The sequence below is a fragment of the Methanolobus sp. ZRKC2 genome, assembly GCF_045291185.1.
Taxonomy (GTDB): domain Archaea; phylum Halobacteriota; class Methanosarcinia; order Methanosarcinales; family Methanosarcinaceae; genus Methanolobus.
This window is the reverse complement of the sequence record NZ_CP146980.1, coordinates 686,752-701,211: the sequence shown is the minus strand read 5'-3', so window position 1 is coordinate 701,211 and position 14,460 is coordinate 686,752. Positions and strand designations below refer to the sequence as shown.

Sequence of the window (14,460 nt, the reverse complement as noted above, 5' to 3'; positions counted from 1 at the left end):
GGACCCAAGTTCTTATCAAAGCCTCATCTTTGGATCTATGTGATCTGACCCGAATCTTCCAGTTTTTAAGGTTATTTCAGGATCACTAAATTAAGTTTCAGCTTTGAAGTTTTGTATCATGCCAAGAATATTATCCTTGATATCAGTGACTGCATCCACCCATTTACCTCCTACGTCGATGGGAGCCAGGCCCTGGAAGTCAGCTTCCACGAGTTCAGTGTCATATGGTATCTCTCCCAGGACAGGAATGCCAAGTTCTTCGAGACGAGGCTTAATGTTTGCAGAAGTCCCTTTGTTAATAACTGCAGCAAGGTTCTTGACATCAATGCCTTCTGAGAGTTCCTTGATACGCTGGGCAGTCTCAATAGATCTCATTCCAGGCTCAACCACAATTATCATGAGGTCTATACCACGAGTGGTGCCTCTGCCCAGATGTTCGATGCCTGCTTCCATGTCCAGTATAACTGCACTGGTATCTTTCAGGACAGCATGACGCAAAAAGGCTCTCAGGAAGGCTGATGCAGGACACATGCATCCACTGCCTCCTTTTTCAACTGTACCCATGACAAGCATTTTCACATTATCCGGCCCTACTACACCGAATTTATCGACGATGTCATCGACCTTTGGATTGAACTTGAACATGCCGCCTTTTTCCCCGGCTCTTTCTTCGATGAGATCCTTATAATCAGTAAGTGGCTGGGGAGGGTTTTTAACGCCAAGGGATGAAGCAAGGTTCATGTCGGCATCTGCATCGATTGCAAGCACATCATACCCTTCTCTTGCAAGCATCCTTGCAAGGGTGCCTGAAAGTGTGGTCTTGCCAACTCCCCCTTTTCCAGTAATTGCGATCTTTACCATGCTTTTCAACTCGGAACTTATCCGAATTATATTTTCCGGTTTACTGGCAGTTATGCAATGTTATATTATTTTAGCCGTATATCACTCAATTGTAGTGACCAGCTCAAGCATTTCTTCTATTTCCCGGTTTCCATCTATTGAGAAAAGGTCTGCTTCAACGCCTCCAACTTTTACCGGAAGGCTTCCGTTTGGTGTTACTCCAATGACTATAATACTTGAATCATCCTTTTCAAATGCTGCAACTATTCCAAGGATGTTGAGACTGAGATTCTGGGATGGAGCTAAGCCTGAATAGATCGAGACTTCAATAACAGAACCATCTTTCATTGTTAATTCCCTGGTCTCTATTTTGCTTAAATTCCTTATGCTGTTTTGTTCCGACAGGTCGTTTACTTTGCTGTTGGTCATCTTTGAGATAAGGTTTGTTGGAAGCGTCGCACCGGCTGGAAGGGTGATGGTATTGGTGCTTATCCATGCATCAATCATAGGAATTTCGGGACTGAAGGGTATGTTGTATGATTCCCTAAAATCATTTGCTTGCCCTTGAATATCTGCTGCCAGCCTATTATTCTTGTAGTTGACAACTGTGCTGTTGAAACTAATGCTGTTTGAATCAGAAATGTTATGCTGGATTATGTTGTATTCGATGTCTCCTTCCTGTGACCATCCATACTTTGCCAGCGCACTTTCTTCAAGAAGTGCTGGAGCTGCAGCAGGGGTTTCTATGCACCCCATGGATGTTGCTATTAAAATCACTGAAATGAATGCTATGACCATGTTTTTAGAACAGGATTGCAAGATATCACCAACATATCAATATTAGTAATTTTTATATTATTATCTTTGTACATAATACTATTGTTGGCCTCCCTTCTTTTTTTAGACATGAAAATCATAGATTTTATATTGTACAGATTAATAGTTCTTAGTATGCACACTATGGACTCGAGGTTTCGTAAGATACAAAGAGTCATGTGGTATGTACTCTTTCTGAACCTTGCAGTTGCTGTTGCTAAAATCGCATATGGTATGTGGACCAATGTTTTAAGCATGCAGTCCGATGGTTATCATTCTTTATTTGACGGTGTGTCCAATATAATCGGGCTAATCGGTATCCAGATAGCTTCAAAGCCTCCTGATAAAGAGCATCCTTACGGACACAGAAAATTTGAGACCCTTGCAGCTATTTTCATAGCATTCATACTTGGGGTCGTTGCTTTTGAAATAGTGCGATCGGCTCTTGAGCGTTTCGGCAACGGTAATAATCCGGAAGTCACAACAATCAGCTTTCTGGTAATGCTGGGTACGATGTTTGTAAACTATACTGTTAGTACCTATGAGAAAAAGAAAGGAACTGAACTCCAGAGTGAGGTTTTGCTTGCAGATTCGGCACATACCAGAAGTGACATATATGTTTCGATTTCAGTACTTCTGGGTCTGATCGCAATTAAAGCAGGATATGCAATAGTAGATCCGATCATTGCAATCTTTGTAGCTATAGTTGTGTTGCATGCAGGGATAGAGATTATATTCAGCAGTGCTTCCATACTTTGCGATGAATCACGCATCGATCCTGAGAAAATCTTCTCTATTGTGTGTGGTGTGGAGGGAGTCCAGGGATGTCACAATATACGCACCCGTGGACCGGAGGGGAATGTATATGTTGATTTACATGTGGAAGTTGATCCTTCAATGCCTACTTATAAATCACACACTGTAGCCCATATTGTGCAATATCGCCTGAAGGAAGCTTTTGAGGGAATTGAAGAGGTGCTTGTGCACATTGAGCCTGCGGATAACAATCATAACTATAAATAGAATCAGCACTTTTTTAGGACTATGCCAGGAAACACCTTTGGTCATTCATTCAGGATTACAACATGGGGAGAATCTCACGGTTCAGCCGTGGGTGTAGTCGTTGATGGAGTTCCTGCAGGGCTTAAACTCTCCGAGTCAGATGTGCAGAAGGAACTGGATAGAAGACGTCCGGGTCAGAGTGAGGTATCGACTCCACGTTCGGAGTCTGATACTGTCGAAATACTTTCCGGTGTTTTTGAGGGCATAACTACTGGAACTCCCATATCCATGCTTGTGCGCAACAGGAATGCTAATCCGGGAGCATATGATTATATCAGGAACATTCCACGTCCTGGACATGCGGACCTTTTCTACACGGAAAAATATGGTTTCCGTGACCACAGAGGAGGTGGAAGATCTTCAGGTAGGGAAACTATAGGAAGGGTTGCAGGCGGCGCGATAGCAAAAAAACTGCTTATGAGCTTCGGAATTGAAGTCTTTGCACATGTAATTGAACTGGGTGGTGTAAAGGCAGGCCCTGTCACAGTTGAGGATATCCTTAATAATGTCGAGAAAACCGTGGTGAGGTGTGCAGACCTGAATGCAGCTGAACTGATGCTTGAGAAGGTGAGGCTTGCACGCGATGAAGGTGACAGTATTGGTGGCATTGTTGAGATAATTGCGACAGGTGTGCCTGCAGGACTGGGTGAGCCGGTGTTCGGTAAACTAGATGCCGATATCGCCGGAGGACTTATGAGTATCGGTGCTGTCAAAGGTGTGGAGATTGGTGCAGGTTTTGAGTGTGCACGTATGAAAGGAAGCCAGATGAATGATGCTTTTGTGATGAAGGATGGTCAGGTCGTTCCTGGAAGCAACAATGCAGGTGGTGTTATAGGTGGTCTTTCTACAGGTTTGCCATTGACCTGTCGTATTGCGGTGAAGCCAACGCCCTCTATATCAAAATCACAGAAGAGTGTGGATATGGCTGCAATGGGAGAAATCGATATAGAGATACATGGACGTCATGATCCGACAATCCCTCCGAGAATGGTGCCGGTGGCTGAGTCAATGCTGGCGCTGGTGCTGGCAGATCATATGATTCGCAGTGGACGGATGAATCCTGAGTATCTTTTAGAATGATTTTATTTTTCTATCATGTTGTGCCAGGGATAAAACCCTCGGCTTATATACTTTATTTATAAATTGCTAACATTTAAAATAATTACTTCTTATATGTGAGTTATATATTGTATATAATTGCTATATATCTATTAAGATTAGTTATTTAATTCATCCTGTGCTGTCTGTTGTACCTACAAGGAATCGGATGTGTAGTGATGGATACAAGAAAAGTACAAGTGACAGGTAAATCTACGTATATTGTCACAATCCCGAAAAAATGGGCAGTCAAATCAAAACTCAAATCCGGCTCTCAACTTTCTATTTTATATGCAGAAGATGGTTCACTCATTATTAAGCCACCAGGTTTCAAAGAGGGCAAAAAAACCAAGAAAATAAAGGTAGATAAAAAACTTGAACATCTCAAAAGGGACATAATAGGTCTTTACATAGTAGGTGATCATCAGACGATAGAAATACAGGGAACTGGCATGTCCCGGGAGTTCAGGGAACAAATCAAAGACATTTGTAATCGCCTTGTTGGATTCGAACTTGTCGAGAGTAATGAAACTACCCTTATTATCCAGAATTATCTTGACTCTGATGAATTTACTATCGAGAAAGGAATTAAGCGCATGTCATCGATTATCTACTTAATGCTTGATGAGTTGTTCCAGGCATTTGAAGATAATGACCGGTCCATTTGTAAGGATATAATAAAGCGCGATGATGATATTGACAGGATGTTCATTCTGGTTTCCAAACAGTATGTTAACCGGATGAATCTCAAAAAAGCCTCAAAGAATGATAATCTAAGTCTGATTGAAGCTTTCTATTACCGGTTGGCAGGAAGCAACATTGAGAGGATCGGGGATCACATAACCAAGATTGCTCTGCATTATGAATATACGGATATGCACCCGGAAGTTTTGGATTCTTTGAAAGAACTATGCAATGAATTGCAAAAGATATTCATGGACTCCGTCGAATCTTTACGTGAGTCCGATAATGAGCTTGCCAATGAGGTGCTTGAGAATGGTGAAGAGTTTGATAGCAGGCTGGTAATTGCAGGGAATTTACAGGCCGAGGATTCTATTGAGATAATTATTGACAGTTTCAGCAGGATAAAGGATTATGCATCGAACATTGCAGAGCATGCGATCGATCTATCACAATTATAGGCTGGTTCCTTTATTCTTAAGTGTTTCAGTTATCGTTGACTATTCGTTTACATTCTATTTTGCTGGCAGTATTGAGAACATTCTGGCACATGAGTTTAGTCCCACCCTTGTCTTTGCTGTGAAAAACAATATTGTGCTGCCCTATCTTGGATTTACTGTATTGTTCTATTATTTCATGGGATATACCATTCTTAAATTCCTTGATGGTGATGCAATATATCCAATTGGTGTTTTCATAATCCTGCTGATGAGTGTGACACATGTGCTGGGTGGTTTGTCCTGGTTAGTATTGAATGAGTCGTATTCGAATATGGTATTCATGCTTTCTATGACATCAATAATAATAGCGCTCTCTGTTTTCGGGTATGAGGTTTTCAGGAAAGGATGACATTTGAATAATTGAACTATGTGGTCTGTTTCTACACCCTTCGTGAAACTTCTGGTATCTGCTTGCAGCGGCTATTTTCTCAAGTCACAAATGTGATACCTCAATAGCAAGCTTTGCGATATTTGAATTATAGTCCCTGAGCTTGCCGAAAGCATCAAGAATTATTTCCATACGAGGCTCTTCAATTATGTTTCTTGTATCTCTGATGGCATCTATCCTGGAATCCAGTTTCGTACCCCTTTCGATCACCTCGTTGGCCAGTACGCTGTCGGCAAGTTTGAATGACTCGAATGAGTCTCTGAACATGTCTCGAAGAAAACTGCATAGTTCCTCTATCTCTAAAATAGATTTCTTTGAGATATAGTCATTCTTAGTGTGAAAGGCTATGTTTTCCAGAAGTTCTCCAATATGGTTGGCATTCTCTGCTGCAAGCCTGCAGTAAAATGCCCGGACGAGACTGAGGTTATCTTTAAATGAGACTTTCTTTATGTTCATCTTCTCTACATACATCCTTGATACTAGAGTATGGGTGCGTTCGAGATCAATACGACGGGGAGCCATCTCTTTGCCTTGCAACATTCTACTCTCATTCAGAATATTTGTAATGTCATCGAACATAAGGAATACAAGAGAGAACATGCGTATTGCAACTTTTTCAATGTTGATATCTTCTGTATTGAGAAGATCCTGTATAATGATTTTTCTTGGTGAAGACTCAACAATCTCGTATCCGATCAAATTTTTGCAAAGTACTTTAATCCTTTCTCTTTTTTCAAAATCAATCGCTTCACCTCTGATTTCTATACTATTGTAGCTACCAAGAACATACAATGCCGTAATATCACGTTCAACAAAGTCAAAATTTCTGTCCGCACTAATTCTTTTGACTAAGTGTTCCTCCCTGAATTTAGGTGGGATTAGTAAGACAGAGCCGTTGTCCTGATAAGAAAATCCCAGCTCTTCACCTGCACGCAGCTTGGAACTCACAACCCACTTTTTAGGAAGCGTAACTACGAATGTCGATTTTCCTGTCATCTGAACTTTCCTCGTATCCATGGCACTTTTTTTCAAAAATAAGCCGGTACTGGATTGAGTAGCAAATTTCACTGTTTGTCCTCCATTCTATTTTGAAAAATACCTGTAACACTTGTCTGGATGGTTTTTCTTAAAAAAAATGAGCCGGAAGGCCGGCTCCTTTCAATTTTTCATTATTTTAGTGGTCATGTCCGTGGAGGTCGCTGCCTGATGGTATTCCTGAGATTTCCAGAAGGCTGAAGTATCCGGCATCAGTGTACAAGTCCATTGAAGATGGTTGTTGTGCAAAGTTAATGAAGCGTGCTTCAACAGAGCTTGGCCAGCCGTTAGTGACCATGTACATGTTGTTGAGAAGGCCTGTTGGATACGGTTCCTTGCCATCGCCTGTCTTTTCCCCATTCAGGGCTTTTTCAACATGTTTCATCATGTGGGCAGTATCTTCCACACAGTGCTCACTAAGGGTGCAGGCCCCATCTGTAACACCAATGAAATTGATGTCCATGCCTTCCTCTGCAGCTTCAAGTGCAAACCTGAAATCCACAAAGCCAAGTCCTGTAGGGTCCTTTGCGATGGCTTCAAGCATTCCATGATCGCCAGTAACTTCTACTGCACTAGTGCCTGCTATGAAATCACCGTCACCATGTCCAATATAGCTGGAGAATGTGTATTCAGGACCGGATCTGGTTTCAGCTCTCTTGTAAACAGTGACATTGGCACCACCAGTTACGGTAAGATTTGTGGCTGCAACACTACCACTACTGGTTGCGGCATGATACATGTCGTGCAGGTCATGGGGAGTAAGTGTTGAGTTCCCATTAACAAAATTAGTAATTACATCCTCTCCTCCGATGATTACAACTGCGCTTGATCCTATCCAGTGTGTCTTTAAGTCCGGATACTTTTCCTCTTCCTCATGTGTCATTTCTCTTGAGAGCAGGGCAACGTCAATGACGTCCATGCCTAGTGCAGAAATTCCCACACTGTCGCCTCCTTCCTGGACTGCTATCTTGGTTCCTGCGTGGCTTTCCTCAAAACCTGCTTTAAGTGATTCTGCCAGCGGGGAAACTGAAGTACTTCCGCCGACGAGTATCTCTGTGGATGCTGCAGAGGTTGCATCTGCTGTACTTGCTTCGTCGGAAACGTCGCTTGAGAATGAGCCTAAGATCGTTCCTACTGCTGCTGCACCGGCGATTGCAACTACTAGAAGAATGAGGGTTGCAACGATCGGTGAAACTGCCTGTTCGCTATTGAGTATTTTTCTGTATTTCATATCGTACCACTTTCATTATATCCAACTTATTTGGTATGTTACCAAATATTAAGCAATCATTAACCATTTTTGTAAAAATACAAATGCATGGAAAATACGGCTTATTATGGCATTTTATATCTTGTACACAAGTAGGATATATAATCTTTGGAAATTAATCCAAACAGTTTGGATATGCTACAAATTCTAGTATTTCTTATAAATGGAATCAATAGACATATTTTTTAATTTTTACTAAGGCCAAATATATATTCTTAAATTTGGTCTTACTCCAAAATATGTTGCCATTATCCCAGATACAGTGAATTAAGTACAAGTAAAAAGAGTGGTGATTCTGCATGTCAGTTTTTCAATTAAAATTATAATGCGGAAACAGGGTTTAGCATGTGTTTTTTATTAATTGCTTTAAAACAATTGATATGAAGCTGGTGGGTATGATCATAGTTATAAATAATGTTTTAATATGAGTATCCTTGACATGAATCAATCATAAAGTATGTAGTTCTATATGCTTTATATATTAGGGATGAGACTGAACATTTCTATTTATTTCCTTTGTGCAAGGAATATTACTAAATAATCCTTCTTGTTTTTATGAGGAGATTAGTCAGCCTTCTTGCAGCAATACTATTATCCTTATTCACGTTCTATTCTACCTGTTGGTACATACCTTCATCATTTTTTGATATGGCTGTGTCTTTTGTCTTTGTTACTCTGTTTGGGTATATCCTTTTGATTTATGTGGTGTTTAGGCGTGTTTCGAAGAAGGCTTGAGTTTCCATTCTAAAATTGACTTTTTTATTAAAATTGCATCCGATAATTTCTATGGTTTAATCTGATTCACAGAAGTATATGATTGAATATGTTTTTAGTGGTGCAAATAGACACTATTTATGCTAAAATAATTTACTTCATATTTTTGTTAGAATTCAAAATTTAGAAAACAGAACATCAGAAAAATAGATAAGTATTTATTTAATAGTGAAATATCCTACTTGCTTAAGTTTTGTGAATAAAAACGTTTAGCAGGAGTTGTTTTATTAGAATTGCAGTTACAGGTGGTGCAGGGTTTATAGGTTCACACCTTGTCGATAATCTTCTGGAAGATGGAAATGAAGTTATTTGCATCGACAATTTAGATGATTATTATTCTCCTACTTTCAAAAGAAATAACATTAAGCCTTTCATTGAAAATGACAATTTCCTTTTTATTGAAGATGACATTAAAAGTAAGGAATCATTAAAGGACATATTGAATGGTGTTGATTACGTATTCCATCAGGCTGCCCAGGCAGGCGTTAGAATTTCAGTGGAAAATCCAAGCAAGCCTCATGAAGTAAATGCAACCGGTACTCTAAACCTTTTGGAAGCAGCTCTTGATACGGACGTAAAGAAAATAATTAATGCTTCTTCGTCCTCTGTTTATGGCAAGGTAGAATATCTTCCATTTGATGAAGAACATCCTAACAATCCTGTTTCGCCTTATGGTGTATCCAAGTTATTAGCAGAGCACTATTGCCGGGTTTTTGAAGAACTATATGGGCTGAAGAGTGTTTCGCTTCGCTATTTCACTGTTTATGGTCAAAGAATGCGCCCCGATCTTGCAATAAGCATCTTTACAAAAGCTGCACTAAAAAACGAGCCTATAAATATTTTTGGTGATGGCAGCAAAACAAGGGATTTCACTTATATCGATGATATAGTAGCTGCCAATATGCTTTGCATGCAAAAGGGCAGTGGTGTGTACAATATAGGTGGTGGGGAGTCCATAAGCATAAGCGAACTTGCACAGAAAATAAAAGAGATAAATGAGAGTGATTCAGAGATAATTCACACGGCCGAAGTCAAAGGTGATGCAGAACATACTCTTGCAAGCTATTCAAAAGCTGAGAAGGAAATTGGATGGAAACCAAAAACAACAATTGAAAACGGACTTAAGAGGTATGCTGAATGGGTATCGAATTGTCAGTAGTTATTCCGGCATATAATGAAGAAGAAAGTGTTGGACCTTGCTACAAGGAAATTGTAGAAGCTCTAAATCCTTTAGGAATTGCTTATGAGATTATTTTTGTAGATGATGGTTCCAAAGATTCTACATTCAACGTTTTGCAGAAACTTAGCAAAAGTGACGGCAACCTGAAAGTGGTGAAACTGAGAAAGAACTTCGGTCAGAGTGCAGCATTGAAGGCGGGTCTTGATATTGCTGCAGGTGCCATTATTGCTACAATGGATGCTGATTTGCAGAATGATCCAAAGGACATTCCACTAATGATGGATATGCTCAAAAATCAGGATTGTGATGTAGTATGTGGATGGCGTTATAATCGCAAGGATACGTTTTCTAAAAAAATTGTCTCTAAATTTGCCAACTTTCTCCGTAAAAACGTGACCGGTGAGGAAATACATGATTCAGGATGCACCTTAAGAGCTTATATTAGTGAAAGTGCTAAAAGCCTTGAATTATACGGTGAATTGCACAGGTATATACCTGCTATGCTTTCATGGAAAGGGTACAAGATTTGTGAAATGAAGACAAATCATCGCGAAAGAAAATACGGTACAACGAAATATAACTGGAAAAGGCTGGTAAAAGGTTATCTTGATCTGCTACTTGTAAGCTTCTGGCAGCGCTATTCGATGAGGCCAATGCACATTTTTGGTGGATGTGGATTGGTTATGGGTGCAGTCGGCTTCCTAATCACTTTATATCTGACTATTTCAAAACTTTTTTTTGGTGGCAGTCTTTCTGAGCGACCTCTTTTCCTTGTTGGATTCTTTTTGATAGTAATTGGTGTCCAGTTTGTTGCAACAGGCATTCTAGCAGATATCATGTCTAAAATATATTATGGCCAGAATTCAAGGAAAAATTATCTTGTAGAAAAGGTGCTAAATTGAAGGTACTGTTTCTGAATTATGAATATCCTCCATTAGGTGGGGGTGCTGCAAATGCAACTTACTATATATTGAAGGAGTTTTCCCGGGAAAATGATATTGAGATTGACCTTGTAACAAGTTCAGCAGGCTCAGAATTTGAAATTGAAGAAATGGGTGCTGGTGTAAGAATCCACAAACTTCCTGTTAATAAAAATGAGATTCACTACTGGACTCAGAAAGAGATTCTAGTATATTCATGGAAAGCTTACAGGTACGCTAAAAAATTGGATGCAAAGGACTATGACTTGATTCATACTTTCTTCGGTTTTCCATGTGGGGCCATTGCCTATCTTTTAAAAAAAGATGTCCCGTACATTGTTTCCCTGCGTGGTTCCGATGTGCCGGGGTTTAACAACAGGTTTTCTCTCCAGTATGTATTTTTAAAGCCAATAATAAAAAAAGTATGGAAATCATCCGATGCCGTTATTGCAAACAGCAAAGGATTGAAAGAACTTGCCCTTAAGACCGATTCGGATGTAAATATCGGTGTCATTTATAACGGAATAAAGCTAGAAGAATTCAATCCAGAACTCAGCGAGTCAAAAGATAGTGTTTTTACTATACTGACTGTTGCACGATTAATTGAAAGAAAAGGTATCGATGATCTGATTAAGGCTATTGCAATGTTGGTTAAAGACAATGTCACTGACATCAGGCTGAAAATAATTGGTAAGGGAAATATGGAGGCATCTCTCAAAGCACTTTCCCAAGAGCTTGATGTCGCAGAATTCGTGGATTTTCTTGAATATGTACCTCATGACAAACTTCCACTTCATTATTCATCAAGTGATGTTTTTGTCCTCCCATCAAAGTATGAGGGTATGTCCAATACTGTGCTGGAAGCTATGGCTTCAGGGCTGCCTGTTATAGTAACCGATACCGGTGGAACGGCTGAACTAGTCAATGGGAATGGTACAATAGTGCCTGCTAAAAGTCCTTCTGAATTGAAAGGTGCAATTGCAAAATATTATAAAAATCCTGATCTTAAAAATGAGCATGGAGCAAAATCACGAAAGATTGCCGAGAAGCTCACTTGGAATGAAGTTATGAAAGGATATCTTGATGTTTACAGGATGGTGTTATGAACTGGAGAAAGCCAGTTATTCTGGCTGCCTTGAATCTGAGTGGAAGCAATATTCCAGAGCATCTACAAAACATAAAAAGAATCAGTAATATGTCACCTGAAGAAATAAATAGTTATCAGGATAAGAAACTGAAAGATTTACTATTTCATGCCTATCAGAATGTTCCATACTATGGCAGAGTATTGGATGATACTGGTGTCATCAGGAATGGGGAGATAAATCTGGATAATTTTGAAAATGTTCCTCTCCTGACAAAGGAAATAATCAGGTCTGAATTTGAAGAACTGAAAAGCAGGGACCTTGCAAGCAGAGAATATTATGAGAATCATACAGGCGGTTCAACCGGTCAGCCTGTTTCATTTATTCAGGATAAGGATTATGAAAGTTCTAATTTTGCCAATAAGATCTATTTCTGTGGACTTGCCGGGAAGGAAATTGGCGAAAAAGAAATGAAAGTATGGGGCTCTGAGAGAGACCTGCTGGAAGGGACAACATCAATCAACTCAAAAATTAAATTCTGGCTGTATAATCGTTATTTTGAAAATAGTTTTGTCCTGAGTGAGGAGAAGATAAAAGAGATAATAGATAAAATAAACACAGCCAGGCCGGAACTCGTCTGGGGTTATATCGATTCCCTGTTCATCATTTCAAGATATGCAAACGAAAACAATATTAATATTTCAAGGCCAAAAGCTGTGATATCTGCTGCTGGTACTCTGACGGAAGATATCAGAAAGGAGGTAAACAAAGCTTTTGGATGCAGTGTTCTCAATGTATATGGTTCCAGGGAAATGGGGGATATTGCTTTTGAAGAGATTGAAGGTGAAGGCTTAAGTGTGTTCCAGCATAGCCATTATGTTGAAATCATTAAAAAAGAAGGTTCTGAGATTGGTGATATCGTTGTTACATCCCTGACCAATTACAGTATGCCATTGATCAGATATAAGATCGGAGATGTTTCTGAGGGTTTTGTTAGTGGAAAGGGACACACTAACTTCATCAGGCTGAAAAATGTTCTGGGAAGGGAAACTGATATTTTCAGGACAAAAAGCGGCAGTTTTGTCCCTCCCGAGTTCTTTATTCATATTGTTGGTGTAGTATATAATGAGGGTTCAATAAAAAAATTCCAGGTAATCCAAAAAGGTATCGATTATATACTGATAAAAATAGTCTTTGCCGGGTCAACTGAAGAAGAAAGGGAAGAGGTCTTTGAAAAAATAGCTCTTGCAATAAGAAAGGTCATGGGTGAGAGCTGCAAGATAGAATTTGAGCTTGTAGATGAGATCCCTGCCAGTGAAAGTGGAAAATTCAGGTATACAATGAGTGAGATTTTTTATGACGAGTAAAAATTTTATTGCCTTAGAAATTTCTGATTCCTTAAAATATCCAGATGCTCCTTTTAATCCTCCTCAAAAATATGCTGAGTTTAAACCAAGCCAAATTATTCGGGATCTGGATAAAAGCAATGAAGTTTATAGTAGTGTAAGAGAGTCATTTCACCTTCTTGGCTTAGATAATGAAAATTTTGGCACTGATAGTTGGAATCCTTTTTCTGAGTTTGTCAAAGCAGGAGATAATGTTGTTATCAAACCCAATCTTGTTAATGATAAACATGTACTGGGTGTGGAAGGAACTTCATGTACAATAACACATGCATCAATAGTTAGAACAATAATTGATTATGTGCTTCTTGCTACGGATGGTAAATGCAATATAGTAATCTGTGATGTACCTCTACAAACTGCTGATTGGAACCATTTGATTGAAAAATCTGGAATGAAAAAATTAGTAAATTATTATTTAGACAAAGGAGTAAGCATTCAGTTGCTTGATATGAGAAAAGAGATTGCTCATACAAAAAGTGAAATTATTGTAGAAAGAACAATTCATAATGGGGATCCACTTGGATATAAGGCAGTCGATTTAGGAGACAAAAGTGAATTAATGCCAATAATTGCCTATTATAAGAGATTAGAAATAACTGACTATGGTAAAGGTACAGTATCTCTGTACCATAATCCTTATAAAAATGAATATTGCATTCCTAAAACAATACTCAATTCAGATGTTTTTATTAATGTGCCAAAAATGAAAACACATAGGAAAGCAGGCTTAACATGTGCAATGAAAAACTTAATAGGAATTAATGGAGACAAAAAATGGATTGCACATCACAGAAGGGGAAACAAAAACTCAGGAGGGGATGAATATCCTGAGCTAAAGTCTGCTTTATGGCTCAAATGGCACCTATGGGAGCTTTTAAAAAGGCATCATAGTCTGTATCCTTTAGCACTGGCCTTGAAGAAAATGTATTTAGGGAAAAAAACACTGAAGGAATATTCTTTAACCAATAATACAGAAATGATGGAAGGATCTTGGTACGGGAATGATACTTTATGGAGATGCATTTTAGACATAAATAAAATATTATTTTATGCTGATAAAGACGGTCTTATGAGTCAAAATGTCCAAAGGCGATACTTTTGTGTAGTAGACGGTATTGTATCTGCTGAAGGGGAAGGGCCAATGCATGGACATCCTAAATATACGGGTATAATCATGGCTGGCTTCAATCCAGTAGCAATTGATAAAATATGCGCAGATTTAATGGGTTTTGATTATACAAAAATTCCTCAAATAAAAGGGGGCTTTTCGAGTAAAATTTGGGATTTAACTAATTTTGATGTTGATGATGTAGCTACAAATCTTGAGAAAGTTCCTAACTTTAATTTCAGAGCAAGTGGTGGATGGATTGGCCATGTTGAAAAAAGTGAGTAAAAAGTTCAATTG

13 protein-coding genes are annotated in these 14,460 nt (G+C 39.0%); 9 read left to right on the top strand and 4 right to left on the bottom strand.

Translation table 11 applies throughout. The features are described 5' to 3' along the window. Nucleotides 1-90: 90 nt before the first annotated feature. Entirely contained in the window at nt 91-861 is a 771-nt protein-coding gene (locus V7O62_RS03330) for an AAA family ATPase (protein WP_406657601.1), read from the bottom strand. An 81-nt stretch (nt 862-942) separates the two neighbouring features. Further along, entirely contained in the window at nt 943-1,659 is a 717-nt protein-coding gene (locus V7O62_RS03325) for a hypothetical protein (protein ID WP_406657600.1), read from the bottom strand. A 141-nt stretch (nt 1,660-1,800) separates the two neighbouring features. Here V7O62_RS03325 and V7O62_RS03320 point away from each other — a divergent pair, with 141 nt between their 5' ends. From V7O62_RS03320 to V7O62_RS03305, 4 genes are all read left to right on the top strand, one after another. Then, nucleotides 1,801-2,679: a cation diffusion facilitator family transporter gene (locus tag V7O62_RS03320; RefSeq protein ID WP_406657599.1), complete on the top strand. Its 879-nt coding sequence runs from the start codon at nt 1,801-1,803 to the stop codon at nt 2,677-2,679. A 21-nt stretch (nt 2,680-2,700) separates the two neighbouring features. Continuing rightward, on the top strand, nt 2,701-3,798 hold the full coding sequence (aroC, locus tag V7O62_RS03315; RefSeq protein WP_406657598.1) for a chorismate synthase: 1,098 nt from the start codon (nt 2,701-2,703) through the stop codon (nt 3,796-3,798). A 197-nt stretch (nt 3,799-3,995) separates the two neighbouring features. Further along, complete coding sequence (locus tag V7O62_RS03310; RefSeq protein ID WP_406657597.1) at nt 3,996-4,958, top strand: PhoU domain-containing protein; 963 nt, start codon at nt 3,996-3,998, stop codon at nt 4,956-4,958. Then, nucleotides 4,933-5,346 (top strand): hypothetical protein, encoded by a 414-nt coding sequence (locus V7O62_RS03305; RefSeq protein WP_406657596.1) that lies wholly within the window; start codon nt 4,933-4,935, stop codon nt 5,344-5,346. Before V7O62_RS03310 ends, V7O62_RS03305 begins: the two co-directional genes overlap by 26 nt. Nucleotides 5,347-5,430: 84 nt before the next feature. Here the strand turns inward: V7O62_RS03305 and V7O62_RS03300 are convergent, their stop codons facing one another. Next, nucleotides 5,431-6,453, bottom strand: coding sequence for an AbrB/MazE/SpoVT family DNA-binding domain-containing protein (locus V7O62_RS03300; RefSeq protein WP_406657595.1), 1,023 nt, complete (start codon nt 6,451-6,453; stop codon nt 5,431-5,433). Nucleotides 6,454-6,559: 106 nt separating this feature from the next. Next, nucleotides 6,560-7,651: a substrate-binding domain-containing protein gene (locus V7O62_RS03295; RefSeq protein ID WP_406657594.1), complete on the bottom strand. Its 1,092-nt coding sequence runs from the start codon at nt 7,649-7,651 to the stop codon at nt 6,560-6,562. 1,012 nt (nt 7,652-8,663) lie between these two features. On the opposite strand from V7O62_RS03295, the gene V7O62_RS03290 reads away from it, so the two are divergent. From V7O62_RS03290 to V7O62_RS03270, 5 genes are read left to right on the top strand one after another with little or no spacing between them, the layout of a single operon-like run. Beyond that, nucleotides 8,664-9,623, top strand: a complete 960-nt coding sequence (locus V7O62_RS03290) for an SDR family oxidoreductase (protein ID WP_406658327.1) — start codon at nt 8,664-8,666, stop codon at nt 9,621-9,623. Further along, on the top strand, nt 9,602-10,546 hold the full coding sequence (locus tag V7O62_RS03285) for a glycosyltransferase family 2 protein (protein WP_406657593.1): 945 nt from the start codon (nt 9,602-9,604) through the stop codon (nt 10,544-10,546). Before V7O62_RS03290 ends, V7O62_RS03285 begins: the two co-directional genes overlap by 22 nt. Further along, the gene (locus V7O62_RS03280) at nt 10,543-11,670 is read left to right on the top strand and encodes a glycosyltransferase family 4 protein (protein ID WP_406657592.1); all 1,128 of its coding nucleotides are present in this window, start codon (nt 10,543-10,545) and stop codon (nt 11,668-11,670) included. Before V7O62_RS03285 ends, V7O62_RS03280 begins: the two co-directional genes overlap by 4 nt. Continuing rightward, nucleotides 11,667-13,016, top strand: coding sequence for a phenylacetate--CoA ligase family protein (locus V7O62_RS03275; protein ID WP_406657591.1), 1,350 nt, complete (start codon nt 11,667-11,669; stop codon nt 13,014-13,016). Before V7O62_RS03280 ends, V7O62_RS03275 begins: the two co-directional genes overlap by 4 nt. Then, nucleotides 13,006-14,448 (top strand): DUF362 domain-containing protein, encoded by a 1,443-nt coding sequence (locus tag V7O62_RS03270; protein ID WP_406657590.1) that lies wholly within the window; start codon nt 13,006-13,008, stop codon nt 14,446-14,448. Before V7O62_RS03275 ends, V7O62_RS03270 begins: the two co-directional genes overlap by 11 nt. Nucleotides 14,449-14,460: the final 12 nt, after the last annotated feature.

Bases quoted from the DNA above. Each gene is read 5' to 3' on its own strand.
- V7O62_RS03275 (WP_406657591.1), top strand. From the start codon at position 11,667: ATGAACTGGAGAAAGCCAGTTATTCTGGCTGCCTTGAATCTGAGTGGA.
- aroC (WP_406657598.1), top strand. From the start codon at position 2,701: ATGCCAGGAAACACCTTTGGTCATTCATTCAGGATTACAACATGGGGA.
- V7O62_RS03330 (WP_406657601.1), bottom strand. From the start codon at position 861: ATGGTAAAGATCGCAATTACTGGAAAAGGGGGAGTTGGCAAGACCACA.
- V7O62_RS03285 (WP_406657593.1), top strand. From the start codon at position 9,602: ATGGGTATCGAATTGTCAGTAGTTATTCCGGCATATAATGAAGAAGAA.
- V7O62_RS03295 (WP_406657594.1), bottom strand. From the start codon at position 7,651: ATGAAATACAGAAAAATACTCAATAGCGAACAGGCAGTTTCACCGATC.
- V7O62_RS03320 (WP_406657599.1), top strand. From the start codon at position 1,801: ATGGACTCGAGGTTTCGTAAGATACAAAGAGTCATGTGGTATGTACTC.
- V7O62_RS03310 (WP_406657597.1), top strand. From the start codon at position 3,996: ATGGATACAAGAAAAGTACAAGTGACAGGTAAATCTACGTATATTGTC.
- V7O62_RS03305 (WP_406657596.1), top strand. From the start codon at position 4,933: ATGCGATCGATCTATCACAATTATAGGCTGGTTCCTTTATTCTTAAGT.
- V7O62_RS03270 (WP_406657590.1), top strand. From the start codon at position 13,006: ATGACGAGTAAAAATTTTATTGCCTTAGAAATTTCTGATTCCTTAAAA.